Source organism: Bacteroides sp. 43_46 (assembly GCF_001915455.1).
Taxonomy (GTDB): Bacteria; Bacteroidota; Bacteroidia; order Bacteroidales; family Bacteroidaceae; genus Bacteroides; species Bacteroides caccae.
In genome coordinates this window covers 1-16,744 of record NZ_MNQN01000022.1, presented here as the reverse complement: position 1 = coordinate 16,744, position 16,744 = coordinate 1, and the positions used below count along the sequence as shown (strand labels likewise).

The following is a 16,744-nucleotide window of genomic DNA, read 5'->3' as shown; positions in this document are numbered from 1 at the left end:
CAGAGAGGCGGTGGTTGCTGTTCCAGCTGTTTCAACAAGAGTATAAAGTTCGTTCAGAGGATATTTCTCCTTGCGCACTTTGTCGTAAAGAATATGACCGGTGCGTGAAGTGGGAAGGAAGAACCCCAAATCACCGGTGACACGAATATGGTCAGATAGTGCTTGGCGCATTTTGGACAAGATTTCTGCATATTCGGGAGTACCGGATAAGTCGTGCAGTTCATCCGGATCTTTTTCAAGGTCAAACAGCATTTCTGCCGGATGGGCTTCGAAAGTCAGTTTCCAGTTAGGGTTGGTATTATGCCCTTCCAATACTAGTTTATCCCATGCTTTGTTGGAAGGCATTCCCCATTGATAATAATTGCGCAGGGCAAACTGACGATAGGGGATATAACTACGGATATATTTGAAACGCCCATCGGTAACGGCGCGTACCGGCATGAAATGATGCAATTGATTGGCTGCTAATGCAAATTGCATCTGGCGTTTTTCTTTGTTTGCAAACTTGCCGTAAAGTGCTTTGCCCTGCATCTGTTTGGGTGGTTTTACCCCTGCAAGACTAAGTACGGTAGGCCCTAAATCCGTGAAGTTGACCAAGCTGTACTCTTTGCCTGAAGCCTGCTTGGCCAGGTGTTGCCATTTGGGCGGGAAATAGACAATCAGAGGTACTTTTAGACCGCTTTCGTACAAATATCCTTTACCACGGGGTATACAACCGCCGTGGTCACTGAAGAAAAATATAATTGTATTTTCATCCAAGCCTTTCTCTTTCAGGTCTTTCAGGAAGAATCCCAGCCAGGTATCCACGTCTTGTACTGCTTCTAAATGACCGGCATAGTCGGAACGTACTTCCGGCAAGTCGGGAACATAAGCAGGCAATGAAAGCAGTGCCGGGTATATGCCTTCCCGTGTGTAATCTCTGCGTCCGTCTGTATGGAAAGTTCGGATGCGTCCCATGTGTGAGGTTACCGTGTTGAATACAGCGAAAAAGGGTTGGTTCTTTTTTCGTTTGGGACTATTGTATGAGGCTTTGTTGCTACATTCGTCCCAACATATTTTATTGTCAGTGGTAGAGTTGTAGTGTGTCTTGCTGTTGTTTGTACAGTAATATCCGGCTTCGCGTAATTTCTGTGGAAAGAAGATGTCAGCAGGTGTATCGTAGGGCACAGGATGGATGTCCATGCCGTAAGTGCTTGAATAGCATCCGGTAATCAGTGAAGAACGGGCAGCCGAGCTCTGGGGAGCTACGGACCATGCGTTCATAAACTGTATGCCGCGGGCGGCAAGGCTGTCCGCATTGGGAGTATGTACTCCTCTGTTGCCGTAGCAACCGAATTCGTATGCACTAGTATCTTCAAAGGTGAGCCAAAGAATATTGGGCTTTTCGTTTTTTGTGTCTGCCGCCTTTGTCTGTGTGGAATACAATCCGCAGAAGGCAGTACACATTAATAAAGGTAGGTGTCTCATAAGGCATTAAGAATTAAGAACATTTGTTTCCCGCAGCTAAAGTAGTCCGTTTGTGTTTAACCGAGACTTCCTTATGTTTAAAAGTGTACCAATATTGTTTTGGCAAGTGAGGTCTCAACAATATTAGCATTGATTCAACAATATTACAAGAGGTTTAAACGCCCATTGGCATGATATTGAATAAAAAGAGAGTGAAATACTGATAACAAAGGACTAACTTTGAGCATTAAAATCTAACCATGAAAGAGATATGAAAAACATGTTGTTTATGATGGTGCTGTTTTGTGTATCATCTTTGGCAGGACAAGCACGGAATGTAAATGCGAACTCTTTTGATGATTCATTGCGTAGTGAAGCGGATAAGCTGTTGACGGAATGGATGGATGCTTTTCTGGCTTATCAGTACACTTGTTCCGATTCCGCACTTGATGGAGGAGTCTTGTGCCCTGCATGTGCCCGTATGCATGGACGTATAGGTGATGCCGTACTTCCTTTGATGTATTTGGCAGAAAAGACCGGGAACCAAAAATATTTGCTCGGAGCCAAGCGCTTGATGGCGTGGATGGAGAATGTACACCGTCCGGACGGGTCATGGATGAACGATGTACATGTATCGGATTGGAACGGTACGACGGTATTTGCAGCGATTGCTCTTTATGAAGCTTTGCATTATCACGGACATCTATTGGATGATTCAACCCATCATCATTGGAAACAGCGATTGGTAGAGGCTGGTGAGTTTATGATGAACAATCCTTTCATTTATAGCCGAAGGCGAGAAGGCATGAGAAATATGAATGTAAACTATTCTGCTTCGGCAACCTATGCACTATACGCTATCGGTGAGATGTGCAATCGGCCTGAATTTAAGAAGGAAGCCGGAGAGATAGCTCGCGGATTAAAAGAATATTTTACCGCGAATGACTGTTTCTTGTATGGCGAGGGACCTAATATCGCCTCAGAAACTCCAAACGGTTGCCGTCCGGTAGATTTGCTTTATAATGTAGAAGAATCACTGCCTAATATGGCATATTATGCAGTGATGGCAAACGACATGGAACTATTTTCGCTTGTGGAACGTTCTATGGAAACTCATCTTGAGTTTATGTTACCCGATGGCGCTTGGGACAACAGTTGGGGAACACGAAGCTTTAAATGGACTTATTGGGGCGGGCGTACCAGTGATGGCTTTATGGGAGGTTATTATCTGATGGCTGCTGCCCGTCATCCGGAATGTCTGGAAGCCATTCGCCGCAATATCCGTTTATTGAGTAAGGCTACTCATGGTGGACTTCTTTATGGAGGAATGCATTATTTTGCATCCGGTGTTTCTCCTTGTATTCATCATACATTTGGGCATGCCAAGGCGTTGGCTTCTTTTTTGGAACTGCCTCCTGTGAAAATGACTTCTTTGGAAAAGCTTCCCCGTGACTCCGTTTACGGAGTGAAGCATTTTAAGGATATTCGTACGTGGCTTTTATCCCAAGGAGATTGGCGTGCCACATTTACCGGATATGATGCCGAATATAAAGTGAAAGGGACTCATCCAATGGGAGGTGCCCTTTCGTTGTTGTGGCATGCTCAGGCAGGACCTATATTTGCTGCGACTATGAACCAGTATAAACTGATTGAAGCTCCCAATATGCAGGACAATGTCCGTAAATATCTGATGGGAGGTACCCCCCGGGTTGAATTGACTCAGGATGGAGTTGCATATAGTAATCTGGACGATTTGAATACGGACATTACTTGTTTTATAGAAAACGGGTTCTGCCGATTCAATGTAAATTCTCATTTGGTTGATATCAATCAACAGTCTCCAAAGCAGGGAGAAGTACTGGTAGAGGTGAACTATGCATTTTCAGAACAAGGAGTGAGCATAAGCGTGGAACGTTGCAATGACTCGGCTTACCTTGTGTTGCCAGTTATCGCGTCGCCCAAAGAAGAGGTGAGGATAAGTACGCGAGAAGCTTCCATAAAAAAAAATAAGGAGATATTGTACATCACTTGCGAAGCAGGATATATAGATGTAGCACCGACAGATAGTGATGGACGAATCTTTAATCCGGTTCCAGGATTCTCTTTTGCACCTTTGCGAATAATACCGGAAAGTATTGGCAAGAAAATACAGATTAATATTTACTTTTGCTAATGTATTTTATTTATTTGCCTCATAATAGATTACAAACATGAAAATACAGCAATATTTGTTAGTGCTTTTAGAAGTATTATTCCCCTACATGTTGAATGCCGATATCACTGAAGATATTCACTTTTCCCATATTGGTTTGGAGGAAGGATTGTCGCATAGTACGATTTTTGCGATTAATCAGGATAAGGGAGGGAATTTATGGTTTGCGACGTATGATGGTGTGAATAAATATGATGGTTACAACTTTACTGTATATCGCCATCAATATACCCATCCCAATAGTATTGCCAGCGATATATCCCGTTGCATCACAATGGATGATTCAGACCGGATTTGGATAGGAACTCGTGAGGGGTTGTCTCTTTACAATCATTATAAAGATGAATTTTCCAATTATTATTATAAGAGAAATGGCTTGAACGTAGCTGTGACCAGTATTATCCCGATAAAAAAAGATTGGTTGATGTTGGGTACTGCCGAAGGCATTCTGCTTTTTGATGTAAAGAAAGAGTGTTTCCTTTCGGATACATTATCCTCTTCTTTGCATGGATTGCAGCCGGCAGCTTTGGTACGTCAGGATGATTGTATCTATATAGGTACTGAGGAAGGTGTATATATTTATACTTTGTCAAACGGTATTTTGGAGAAACTGGTGGATATGCCTGCCGGCATCCGGGTTCATGCCATTCTGTGCCAGATGTTTAATAGAATATGGCTGGCTACGGAGGGAGATGGACTTTATCTGTACGACATGAAGACAAAGGAGCTGAAGAATTATCGTTATGAAGATGGGAAATCAGGATTGAACTCAAACTATGTGCGTTCTTTAGCACTGGATACAGAGAATCGCCTATGGGTGGGAACCTATGGTGGATTGAATATCTACAAGGAGGGATCAGACTGTTTCTCGTCCATTAAAAGCTCTGAGATTCAGGAAGGAAGTTTATCGCAGAATTCGGTCCGGAGTATTTTCAGAGATTCGCAGGGTGGCATGTGGCTGGGTACTTACTGGGGAGGGCTGAATTATTATCATCCTTTGTGTAACCGTTTCCAGCGTATCAAACATGTCCCGTTCTTGAACTCACTCAGTAATAATGTGGTCAGTTGCATTGTTGAGGATAACAAGCATAATTTGTGGATTGGCACGAGCGATGGCGGTTTGAATTACTATGATAATGCCTCTCAGCTATATAAGAATTATCTATTCAATTCGGGCAATCTGGATGTACCTTTCAAGGATATCAAGACGGTGTATGTAGATGAGGTACAAGATAGAATATATGTGGGGGCACATGCCGGAGGAATGATGGTTTTGCATCGTAAATCCGGTTACATAGAATATTATAATCGTCACAATAGCAATTTGCCGAGCAATAATATCTATTCTATCATTTCAGACGGGTATGGGGGGCTTTGGGTGGCATCGCTGGAATATTTATTGCATTTTGATATAGATAAACGCAACTTTACGATTGTTGATGTAGATGAGGACGGGCACAAATTGCAGCAATACAATCGCTTGTTGTTTTGTGACTCAAAGAAACGTATATGGGCTGGGGGAGAAATGGGAATTTCTGTTTTTAACCAGGTAGGTACCTCTTTGCTCCCTAATACGGATTTTCAGATAGCTTCTGTGTTGAAGCAAGCGTTTGTGAATTGTTTTTATGAAACATCTTCCGGATATCTGTGGATTGGAACACGTAACGGATTGTTTGCTTTGAAAGAGAGTGATAAGCAGTTCCTGCAATATACCACAGAAAACGGTCTGCCGAGTAATGTTATTTATGGAATTCTGGAAGATGCTTACGGGCGTTTATGGATAAGTACGAATCAAGGGTTGAGTTGCCTGAATCCGGAGAGTGGGAAGTTTCGTAATTTCACGATTATGGACGGATTACAAGGCAACCAGTTTAATGCTGGGGCTTATTGTCGAAAAGACAATGGCTACATGTTGTTTGGTGGAGTCAACGGCATTACTTCATTCCGTCCTGAAACGTTGATTGATAATCCTTATGCTCCCAAACCTGTAATCAATAAATTATTTGTTCATAATAAGGAGGTATTACCGGATGATGAAACCGGAATCTTAAAGGAAAGTATTACATACGTGAATCGTATAACTTTATCTTCATCTCAGAATTCATTCGCCATTTCTTTTGTCGTTTCCAATTATATAGCGGGTAAACATAATACATTTACCTACAAACTGGAGGGATATGATAATGTATGGTATAAGCAGAATGATATCAGCCTTGTTTCTTACTCCAATTTACCGGCAGGGGATTACACTTTTTGTATAAAAGCAGCAAACAATGATGGTAAATGGAATGAGGAACCCGCCATACTTCATATACATATATTGCCGGTTTGGTATTCTACTTGGTGGGCGCTTTCCTTGTTTGCTTTGTCGTTTGCTTTGTTGGTGTTCGGTATCGTACGCTTCTTCTGGCTACGCAAGAGTATGCAGGCTGAAATACGAATGGAACGGCTTGATAAAGAAAAGCGGGAAGAGATAAGCCAGATGAAAATCCGTTTTTATGTTAATATCTCGCACGAGTTACGGACTCCGTTGACTTTGATTGTTGCGCCCTTGCAGGAATTACTTGATCGTATCAGTGGGCATTGGGAGCATGAACGGTTGCTTTATGTGCAGCGGAATACCAACCGTCTCTTGCATTTGGTTAATCAGTTAATGGATTTCCGGCGTGCTGAGTTAGGGATATTTGAACTCAGGGCTGTGTATTCCAATGCTTATAAGCGGATATTGAACTGTTTTATGAATTATGAAAGTTTGTCTAAAAGGAAGGATATAGACTATAACTTCTATACAGAGTTGCAAGATAAAAATGTTCTTTTCGATGAGAACTATCTGGATTTAATTGCAAATAATCTGCTTTCGAATGCCTTTAAATATACCGAAGTCGGCGAAAGTATCACTGTGAAACTTTACATAGAAGGTGACAATCTTGTCTTGCAAGTGATAGATACAGGCATTGGCATCCCATTGGAGAAGCAGGAAAAGATTTTTGAACGTTTTTATCAGGTGGAAAATGGACGTGAAGGGAGTGGTATCGGGCTCTCATTGGTTCAACGTCTGGTGGAATTACATCATGGGCGGATTATTCTACAGAGTGAAGTTGGTAAAGGTTCTACTTTTACGATTTATCTGCCGCAGGATGAATCCGTATATACGCAAGAAGAGTTGCTTGGAGGAAGTGGGAATGAAGGAGAACAACGTGTATATTCCACCAATGCAAATGACATTTATATCGGTGATGACGAAAAGTTCGGGGAAGAGGATAGTACGGATGAAGTAAACGGTAAACGTGGTACTATCTTGGTCGTAGAGGACAATAGGGAACTGAGACGGTACTTGGTGAACGGTCTGTCTGCGCTGTTTGATATGTTGGAAACGGAGAATGGGCAAAAAGCGCTGGATATTCTGAAAGACAAGGATGTAGATTTGATTATAACAGATGTCATGATGCCTATAATGGATGGCGTTAGGTTATGCAAGTTAGTGAAACAGAATCTACGTACTTGCCATATTCCGGTTTATATGTTGTCTGCCAAAGTAGATATCAAGTATCAGTTGGAAGGTTTACAGGTAGGAGCCGATGATTACATTGCCAAACCGTTCTCTATGGAAGTGTTGAGAACCAAGATTCTGAATATGCTGCGTACACGTTATCGTATATTCGAGCGATATTCCAATATGACGGAAATAAAACCGGAAAAGCTTACGAACAATACGATGGATGAGGAACTGTTGCGGAAGGCTATTGCTGTTGTTGAGAAAAATATGGATAATGTGGAATTTTCTACAGAACAGTTCGCGCGTGAGATGAATATGAGCCGTTCGAATCTTCATTTGAAATTAAAGGCGATAACGGGAAAATCTGCTATTGATTTTATACATAAGATACGGTTTAACCGAGCATGTCAGTTATTGAAAGAAGGAAAGTATACCGTTTCAGAAATCAGTTTTATGGTGGGCTATAACACTCCTTCTTATTTTGCGGCACGTTTCAAGAAGTATATCGGTTGTTTGCCTACAGAATATGGAAAGAAATGATATTAGTTACTTGGTTATGAAGGCATGTGTAATTGGGGCGTTAATAATTATCTCATGTTTATCAGTTTCGTGTGGGCAAACCTCTTTATGCCAGCTATCTGTATTTAAGAACAGTAGCATCCTTAGCGGAAGGGATACTGTAGAAATGTTTACATTGGTAAATGCGAACGGAATGTCTGTTCAAGTGACGAATTATGCCGCTTCGCTGACGGACGTCTTTGTTCCTGACAGACAAGGGCGTTTTGAACACGTGGTTTTGGGATTTGACAGTCTGGAATGTTATCTGGGAAGACATCCAAAATTGGGAGCTACGGTAGGAAGATTTGCCAATAGAATTAAAAATGCGGAATTCTGTTTGAATGGGCAGACTTATCACCTGGAAAAGAATAATAATGGGCATTCTATCCATGGTGGAACAAACGGCTTTAGTCATCGGATCTTTAAAACGGATACATTTTATGTTGTAAAAGATACAGCTATTGTGGTTTTTAAATATAGCAGTATTCATCTGGAAGAAGGATTTCCCGGTAATCTGGAACTTTCAATGGCTTACAAACTGACTAATCATAATGAGATTGTTCTGGAATATACAGCTACTACGGATAAGCCTACGGTAGTTAATTTTACAAATCATAGTTATTTTAATCTAACAGGTTGCACCAGAAACGTGTTGAATCATATTTATAGGATTTATGCGGATTCCATAACTCCTACAGATTCCATGGGTATCCCTACCGGAGAGTTAATGCCTGTGGTGGGTACTGTATATGATTATACTTCTCCACAATCGGTGGAAAAAAGAGTACAGAAAAAGGGAAAAGGATATGATGTGAATTATAGACTGGATAAATACCCAGGTTCGTTAGAGTTGGCAGCTATCGTAGTGGAACCTATATCCGGTAGAGTGTTGAAAGCATACACTACTGAACCGGGAATGCAATTTTATATTCCAAATTCAAATATGGATTATCTTATTGGTCATGGTGAAAAGAAATATGGCAGATATTATGGATTTTGTCTTGAAATGCAGCATTTCCCCGATGCTCCCAATAATCCTCAATTTCCTGCTACAAGTTTGTTGCCGGGAGAAATATATCGGCAGGTCACTATTTATAAATTTGAAACAATATCAGAATAATATATTTAATCAACTAAAGTTTACTAATTATGAAAAAGAAAACATGGAAAAGATGTGTATGTATGATTGGAGTAGTTCTTTTTGCGGTAACGGGTTTGAATGCCAATAATAGAGTGCCTGATAGTCCTATTAAGAAAACAAGAAGCAATACTTTTATTATAGAGAAAGAAAAAGCGTGGGAGCCGGCAGGTGAAGGTGTGGCCAGACAGATTATGGGCTATGATGGGCAAGTAATGTTGGTTAAAGTCAAATTTGAGAAAGGGGCTATAGGAACTCCTCACACGCATTACCACACGCAAACGACTTATGTGGTAAGTGGTAAATTTGAGTTTACAGTGGGTGATGAAAAGAAGATTGTGGAAGCGGGAGACGGTATTTATATTGAACCGGATATTTTGCATGGCTGCGTTTGTCTGGAGCCTGGAGTTTTGATTGACTGTTTTGCTCCGATACGAGCTGATTTCTTGAAATAAGCCTTGAAAAGATGTTTTGTACAATTTGTTTTTCGTGCAATCCAAGCAGATAAAGCTATTGCTTAATCGGATGATTTTCCTTTTGTGGTAATCTGTGAAGTTGTTTTTGCACAAAAATAGTGTGTAGTGAACAATATTGGTATGGAAAAAGTGTAAAAGTAAAAGTAACAAAAACAATACTTTTGCACTTTTTTTAGTGCTTGTCGTATGTTTGTCATCAGAAAAATTCTAAAGTTAAACCTTAGATTATTTATTATGTACAAATTGAAAGAATTGTTTTTAATGTTTATCCTCGCTTTTGTCAGTTTGGCTGCATACGCACAAAGTTTGACAGTAACTGGTAAGGTGATTGATAGTGAAGGATATGAAGTGATTGGAGGTAGTGTAACCATTAAAGGTGTTGCCGGTGTTGGAACAGTTACCGACGTAAATGGTAACTATACTCTGAAAGTGAATGATGCATCCAAAGATGTATTGGTTTTCTCGTATGTAGGTATGACTCCGCAAGAAGTGAAAGTCAATAACCGAAGTGTAATCAATGTGACTCTACAGGCTGATGCCGTATTACTGGAAGACGTTGTGGTAATTGGTTATGCTGCCGTTCCTCGTAGAGATTTGACCGGGTCGGTAACCTCCGTTAGCAGCAAAGAACTTTCTAAAGTGCCAGTAAGTGATGTTACACAAGCCTTGACCGGACGCATGGCAGGTGTGATGGTGCAGCAGAGTGAAGGTACTCCGGGTGCTTCCATTTCCGTACGTGTGCGTGGAGGTATCTCTATCACACAAAGTAACGAACCTCTTTACATTATCGACGGCTTTCCCAGTGAAGACGGTATGTCTACCCTCGACCCCGCTGAAATTGAAACCATTGACGTGTTGAAGGATGCTTCGGCCACTGCCATCTATGGTGCTCGTGGTGCCAATGGTGTAGTTGTAATCACTACGAAGAATGGTAGTAAATCAGGTGGCAAGGCTACAGTGACTTTTGACAGTTATGTCGGTGTCAAAAAGATTGCAAACAAATTGGATGTACTTAATGCCGGTGAATTTGCCAGATTGGATTACGAACGTACATTGTGGAGAATGGGTACAGGAGATTCCGGTGCGGATGGTATGACCAAATGGGAAGAGAGATACGGTAAGTTCAGCGATCTCGCTTCCATATATAATGGTCGCAAGGGTATCGACTGGCAAGATGAAACCTTGGGTCGTAATGCTATTACTCAAAACTATCGTGTAGGTGTATCCGGAAAGACGGAGAAGATGAATTACAGTCTGGCTTACTCATACTACAACGAAGAAGGTGCTATGGTATACAGCGGTAGTAAAAAGCATAACATCTCATTCAACATGAATCATGAGATAAACAAATGGTTAACGGTAAATTCACGTATCAGTTACGACCAGATGCGTGTGGAAGGCATGGGTACATCAGAAGGTGGTGACCGCTTCAACAAGATGCAGCACATCTTGCAGTATCGTCCTACAGTAGGTATTATGGGGGTAGATGAAGATTTATTATACGGCGAAGATCCTCTGTTGGCAGATGATAATGGCAACGTTATGCAGAATCCGCTGATTTCGGCAGCAGAAGAGCTCAACGATAGGGAATGGCGTACTTTCCAGGCCAATGGTGGCGCTACCATTAAGCTGCTGAAAGGACTATCTTTCCGTAGTACGGTAGGTATGCGCTATCAGACTCGCCGTAATGATGTATTCTATGGTGATGAGTCTATTACAGGTAAGCGTTCCAGTATTCAAGGTTCAATTACTAATTTGGAAAATAGCAGTTTTCAGACTTCCAATGTTTTGACCTATTCTTGGAAAAACAAAATTCATGACTTTACAGTCATTGCCGGACATGAATATGTGGAAAGATGGTCACGCAGCTTTTCTGCAAGTGCCAGTCAGTTTCCGAATGATGAAATAGGTTTGGGAGACCTCTCACTGGGTGTTCCAGGTGTTCCCACTTCCAGTGAAAACTACGATGATAAATTGCTTTCCTTCTTTGGACGTATAAACTACAACCTGATGGATAAATATCTTTTTACTGCTTCAGTCCGTGCTGACGGTTCTTCCAAGTTCGGTAAGAACAACAAGTGGGGATATTTCCCGGCTTTCTCGGCTGCATGGCGTTTAAGCGAAGAAGAATTTATCAAGGATCTGGGAATCTTCTCCGACTTAAAATTCCGCATCGGTTATGGACTTGCGGGTAACAATCGTATTGGTAGTTATCAAAGTCTTGCTCTTATGAATTCTGTTACTGCTGCCAATGGCAACGGTGCACAAGCAGGCTATGCTTCTCGTCAGGTGCCTAATCCCGATTTGAAATGGGAGGCAAATAAGACATTCAACGTAGGAATAGATTTTGGTTTCTTGAACCAGCGTATCACATTCTCGCCGGAATTCTACATCAATCGCAGTAGCAACTTGCTGCTGAATGCCAAACTGCCTAACTCTTCCGGTTATACTAGTATGGTTATCAACGCAGGCGAAACTCAAAATTCGGGTGTGGATTTGACTATCAATACGGCAAACATCGTATCCAAAGATTTTACTTGGAACACTTCGGTTACTTTCTCCCACAACAAGAACAAGGTTAAGAAACTGACAGGTGAAGATGTACAGTTGTATCTGGCCAACTTTGGTTATAGTGGTGCGGGGGCATCCCATCAGATTGGAGTAAATCAACCATTGGGACAATTCTACGGTTATGTGACTGACGGATTGTATCAGGTGGAAGACTTCAATTACGATGCTACAACCAAAACTTATACATTGAAGGACGGTGTACCTTATCATGGCGACAAGAAGAATATCCAGCCAGGTTACTGGAAATTTAAGAACGTGGACGGTAGTGAAGACAACCAAATTACTGAAAGTGATAAGACCATTATTGGTAATGCCTTGCCTGATTTCTATGGCGGTATCAACAATACTTTCAGTTGGAAGGATTTTGACTTGAGCATCTTCTTTACTTACAGCTATGGTGCGGAAGTACTGAATGCTACTAAGTTGACCAATACCAAGACTGCCCTTACTAATAAAAACGTTCTGTCGGTAGCTGATGATGCTCATCGTTGGGTGACTATTAATGCCAATGGTGAACTGATTACGAATCCGGAAGAACTGGCAGCAGTGAACCAGGGAAAAACAGTAGCTCATTTCGGTGATAACGGATCCAACAACACCTACATTCATTCTTGGGCCATTGAAGATGCTTCTTATTTGAAATTGAGTAATATCACTTTAGGGTATACCTTCCCCAAGAAAGTGATAAATAAAATTGGTCTGACCAAATTGCGTCTGTATGCAACGGGCAATAATTTGTTTACATGGACTCCTTATACCGGTTTCGATCCGGAAGTATCTACCATGAGTAGCGCGTTAACTCCCGGTGTCGATTTCGGTGCTTACCCCAGAAGCCGCTCTTTCGTATTTGGTGTGAACGTAGCATTTTAATTAGAATTAAAAAGGGAATAATAAGATGAAAAACAAAATGATATATGCGCTTGGCGCAATGATGCTTGTAGGGGTTACTTCTTGTGACCTGACTGAAAAGCCCAGCTCATTCTACGAGAAAGATACTTATTTCGTGACAGAAGGAAAAGCCCAGATGGCTGTAGTCGGAATCTATGACTGTCTTGAAACTACAGACTATTATGGACAAAATATCATGCCGTTCTTTGGGTCGGACGACATGTTCATGGTACGTGGAACCGGTTCGGACGGAACTCGCCGTGACATATCCCACTATCTGTACAATGCTTCTAATACTTGGATTGCTAGTGTATGGAGATGTGCTTACCAAGCTCTCGATCGTGCCAATGTGGCTATTGCCAGCATCGAGGCTATGTCAGGTTTTGCAGAAAACAAAAACCTGCAGGAAATTGACGGGCAAGCTCGATTCCTCCGTGCCTACATAGCTTTTGACCTAGTGAAATTCTTTGGTGATGTACCGTTCAGCACGGAATATACGAATGGTTTTGCTAATACATCCAAACCTCGTACCGACCGTGAGCTGATTTATGACCAAATCATCGAAGATTTGAATTATGCAAAAACATATTTGAAATCTGGTCGTGAAGTGGCTTCTTCTGAAATACCTTGTAGCGGTGCTGCCCATACTTTACTGATGCGTGTCTATTTGCAACGCGCTGGCTATAGCCTGAACTGTTCATCGCGTCAATTGACCCGTCCGGATGATACTACCCGAAAGGGATATTTTGAAGCGGTGATTAAAGAATGGGAAGCTCTGAAGGCTGAAGGCTACCATGGTTTTTATGCAGGTGGTTATGAGCAACTGTTTAAGAACTATTCTCAGCTGACATTGGACAATCAGGAATCTCTTTGGGAGATCGCTTTCGAACCCAACCAAGGTTTGAAGGACAATGCCGGTGTGTGGGCAACTTACAACGGGCCACTTGTAGATGCTCCGGGAAGTTATCCCGGCACAAGCAGTTATATGGGACGTGCCAATGCTTTCTTTGTGGTATTACCATATTGGAAGTCTTTCTATGAGTCAAATGAGGATGGAAGCATAAAGGATATACGTCGTGACGTGAATTTCGTGGACTATGCTATCAAGTGGAATAAAAATAAAGAAACTCAGGAAAAATCGCATACTTCTGCCGATATCAACAAAAATCTGAACAGATATCCGGGCAAATGGCGCAGAGAATGGATGGCTCCGGGTTTTGTGGATCCCAACAATACAGGCGTCAATTATGCTCCGTTGCGTTATGCTGATGCTGTTCTGATGGCAGCTGAAGCTTATAACGAAATCGGCAACACAACCGAAGCATGGAAATTATTGAATGACGTCCGTGTACGTGCCGGTGCTACTCCTATAAGTACAGCCAATTATTCAAGCTTGTTGAAGGCTCCGAAATTGTATGATTTGCCATTTATTCCGGATGGTGATGATGCCGGCAGATTCCGTACAGCATTGTATTGGGAACGTGCTTTTGAACTTTGCTACGAGGGTCAACGTAAATATGATCTATTGCGCTGGGGTATTCTGGAAGCATCTTTAAAAGCTGCTCAGAACTATATGGAATCATGGATTCCGGGACCAGATGAATATATAACGGATGCTGCACGTAAAGATTGGAATCCGGTGAAATGGGCTAAGTCCAATTACGTAGCAGGCCACAATTTTACCACAGGCAAGCATGAACTTTACCCCATTCCATTGGCCGAAATCCAATCGAACGCGGCTTTGAATGGAGAAAACAATCCGGGATTTGAGTAATTTCATTTTCTGGGTATGAACTGACAATGGATGGAGAAAGTATAAACATCTTACTGTTTCTCCATCCTTGTATGTAAGGATGATAATTTGAGCAGATATAACCTATAGAATATGCATATATTTATGAAGAAATTTTTATTATTTTGTTACGCAGTTGCTACATTGCAGGGATTCTCTGGCTGTTCACCCAGTCAACCAAAGGAAGATTACGGCTGGTTGAAAAACGCGATAGACACTTCTGTGCAACAACTGGAAGAAACAGTGGCGGATGTAGGGGATTCAGTCTTGTTGCCCCGTTCCATCTGGACGGGATACAATATGGATTTTCTCTGTAGCCAGTTACAAAGAGAGCCTGTAACTTTTAAAGACTCCTTGCGGATGAAACCTGTGAAAGATGCCTTGGGAAGCCGTAGATATTGCAGTTCCATCTATGATTGGACAAGCGGTTTTTTCCCCGGAAACTTGTGGTACGCATATCAGTTGACTGGTATAGAAGACTTGAAAAAAGATGCGGTGAAATTTACGAATTACCTATATCCGTTGAAAGATTATAAAGGTACACACGATATCGGATTCATGGTGAATTGCAGTTATGGTAATGCGCACCGTCTGTCTCCTGCCGACACTATCCGTCAGATATTGGTACAGACTGCTGATAATTTGTGCGGTCGTTTCGACTCGAACATAGGCTGTATCCGTTCCTGGGATTTTGGGAAGTGGAATTTCCCTGTGATTATTGATAATATGATGAATCTGGACTTATTGTTTTACGTCAATCATCTTACGAATGATTCCAAGTATAAAGAAGTCGCATTGAGACATGCTGAGACAACAATGAAAAACCACTTTAGAAACGATCATTCGTCCTACCATGTAGTAAGCTACAATAGCGATGGCAGCGTAGAAATGAAATGTACGCATCAGGGGAAAAATGATGATTCCTCATGGGCGCGCGGACAAGCTTGGGGAGTATATGGATATACATCCTGTTATCGTGAGTCGAAAGATGCAGCCTTCTTACAGCAAGCCCAAAATATCGCGGCATTAATCATGGAACGTGTAAAGACTGACGATGCGATTCCTTTGTGGGACTACGATGCCCCGAACACACCGGAGACGCCTCGTGATGCATCTGCCGCCTCTATCACAGCTTCTGCCCTGATAGAGCTCAGTACTCTTGTAGAGGACGGACAAGTCTATTTTGATTACGCCGAGAAACTGCTCAAGTCTCTCTCTTCCGATGCTTACTTGGCAAAAGTCGGCACCAACCAGGGATTTATTCTGATGCACTCTACAGGTTCATTGCCTAATGGTTCTGAAATTGATACACCTATCAATTATGCCGATTATTACTATCTGGAGGCTTTAACCCGATATATGCAAGTAAAAGGAATTGATTATAAATCGCTATAAACAAAATTAATATACCATGAAGATAACAAAGTATATTCTTAGCTTTACTTTTCTGCTGGTTGTGTTATGTGCGGAAGCACAGCAGTTGCGGAAGGAAGCTTTCGACTTACTGAATCTGGATTATCCGGGATTGGAGAGAGTGAAAGCTGCATGTGACCGACAACAATGGGATGAGGCTGCCAAAGCCTTATTGGACTATTACCGCCAACGTACCGGCATAGGACATCCCGATATCGATATGCAGAATATCAAGATCTCCAAGGAAGAACAGAAATGGGCGGATGATGCCTTGGAACATACGTTTTTTGTGCACAAAGGATATCAGCCTTCTTATAATTACGGCAAAGATATCAACTGGCAATATTGGCCGGTACAAGACAATGAGTTGCGCTGGCAATTGCACCGCCACAAATGGTTCACCCCAATGGGTAAGGCATATCGAATCTCTGGAGACGAGAAATATGCTAAAGAATGGGCATACCAATATATGGATTGGATTAAAAAGAATCCTTTGACAGCGGTAGAGAAAGAAGAATACGAACTGGTCAGCGCAGGCGAGGTAAAGGGAAATGCGGAAAATGTACGCTTTGCATGGCGTCCTCTGGAGGTGAGCAACCGTTTGCAGGATCAAACGCTGCAATTCCTGTTGTTCGTTTCTTCAAAGGCTTTCACTCCGGAGTTCTTGACTGAATTTCTGATTAATTATCACCGGCATGCACTGCATATTCTTGGCAATTACTCGGATCAGGGTAACCACTTGTTGTTTGAAGCT

General features: G+C 41.9%; 9 protein-coding genes. 8 read left to right on the top strand and 1 reads right to left on the bottom strand.

Features of this window, described 5'->3' with window-relative positions:
• Positions 1–1,467: sulfatase family protein (locus tag BHV72_RS02360; RefSeq protein WP_286854132.1), on the bottom strand; the 1,467-nt coding region annotated here is incomplete at its 3' end.
• 250 nt (positions 1,468–1,717) lie between these two features.
• On the opposite strand from BHV72_RS02360, the gene BHV72_RS02355 reads away from it, so the two are divergent.
• The 8 genes from BHV72_RS02355 to BHV72_RS02320 form a co-directional block, all read left to right on the top strand.
• Positions 1,718–3,619 (top strand): ulvan lysase-like protein, encoded by a 1,902-nt coding sequence (locus tag BHV72_RS02355; RefSeq protein ID WP_286854129.1) that lies wholly within the window; start codon positions 1,718–1,720, stop codon positions 3,617–3,619.
• 37 nt (positions 3,620–3,656) lie between these two features.
• The gene (locus tag BHV72_RS02350) at positions 3,657–7,694 is read left to right on the top strand and encodes a hybrid sensor histidine kinase/response regulator transcription factor (RefSeq protein ID WP_022402190.1); all 4,038 of its coding nucleotides are present in this window, start codon (positions 3,657–3,659) and stop codon (positions 7,692–7,694) included.
• 16 nt (positions 7,695–7,710) lie between these two features.
• Positions 7,711–8,832, top strand: a complete 1,122-nt coding sequence (locus tag BHV72_RS02345; protein WP_061412159.1) for an aldose epimerase family protein — start codon at positions 7,711–7,713, stop codon at positions 8,830–8,832.
• Positions 8,833–8,861: 29 nt separating this feature from the next.
• Positions 8,862–9,305 carry a cupin domain-containing protein gene (locus BHV72_RS02340; protein WP_016272381.1) on the top strand — a complete coding sequence of 148 codons (444 nt, stop codon included), beginning with the start codon at positions 8,862–8,864 and terminating at the stop codon, positions 9,303–9,305.
• Positions 9,306–9,560: 255 nt separating this feature from the next.
• Positions 9,561–12,767 carry a SusC/RagA family TonB-linked outer membrane protein gene (locus BHV72_RS02335; protein WP_061412115.1) on the top strand — a complete coding sequence of 1,069 codons (3,207 nt, stop codon included), beginning with the start codon at positions 9,561–9,563 and terminating at the stop codon, positions 12,765–12,767.
• 25 nt (positions 12,768–12,792) lie between these two features.
• Positions 12,793–14,559: a RagB/SusD family nutrient uptake outer membrane protein gene (locus tag BHV72_RS02330; protein WP_022402187.1), complete on the top strand. Its 1,767-nt coding sequence runs from the start codon at positions 12,793–12,795 to the stop codon at positions 14,557–14,559.
• 123 nt (positions 14,560–14,682) lie between these two features.
• Positions 14,683–15,972, top strand: coding sequence for a DUF4995 domain-containing protein (locus BHV72_RS02325; protein ID WP_286854114.1), 1,290 nt, complete (start codon positions 14,683–14,685; stop codon positions 15,970–15,972).
• 16 nt (positions 15,973–15,988) lie between these two features.
• The coding region (locus BHV72_RS02320) for a heparinase II/III family protein (protein ID WP_286854111.1) at positions 15,989–16,744 on the top strand (756 nt) is incomplete at its 3' end.

Bases quoted from the DNA above. Each gene is read 5' to 3' on its own strand.
- BHV72_RS02350 (WP_022402190.1), top strand. From the start codon at position 3,657: ATGAAAATACAGCAATATTTGTTAGTGCTTTTAGAAGTATTATTCCCC.
- BHV72_RS02325 (WP_286854114.1), top strand. From the start codon at position 14,683: ATGAAGAAATTTTTATTATTTTGTTACGCAGTTGCTACATTGCAGGGA.
- BHV72_RS02335 (WP_061412115.1), top strand. From the start codon at position 9,561: ATGTACAAATTGAAAGAATTGTTTTTAATGTTTATCCTCGCTTTTGTC.
- BHV72_RS02330 (WP_022402187.1), top strand. From the start codon at position 12,793: ATGAAAAACAAAATGATATATGCGCTTGGCGCAATGATGCTTGTAGGG.
- BHV72_RS02355 (WP_286854129.1), top strand. From the start codon at position 1,718: ATGAAAAACATGTTGTTTATGATGGTGCTGTTTTGTGTATCATCTTTG.
- BHV72_RS02345 (WP_061412159.1), top strand. From the start codon at position 7,711: ATGAAGGCATGTGTAATTGGGGCGTTAATAATTATCTCATGTTTATCA.
- BHV72_RS02340 (WP_016272381.1), top strand. From the start codon at position 8,862: ATGAAAAAGAAAACATGGAAAAGATGTGTATGTATGATTGGAGTAGTT.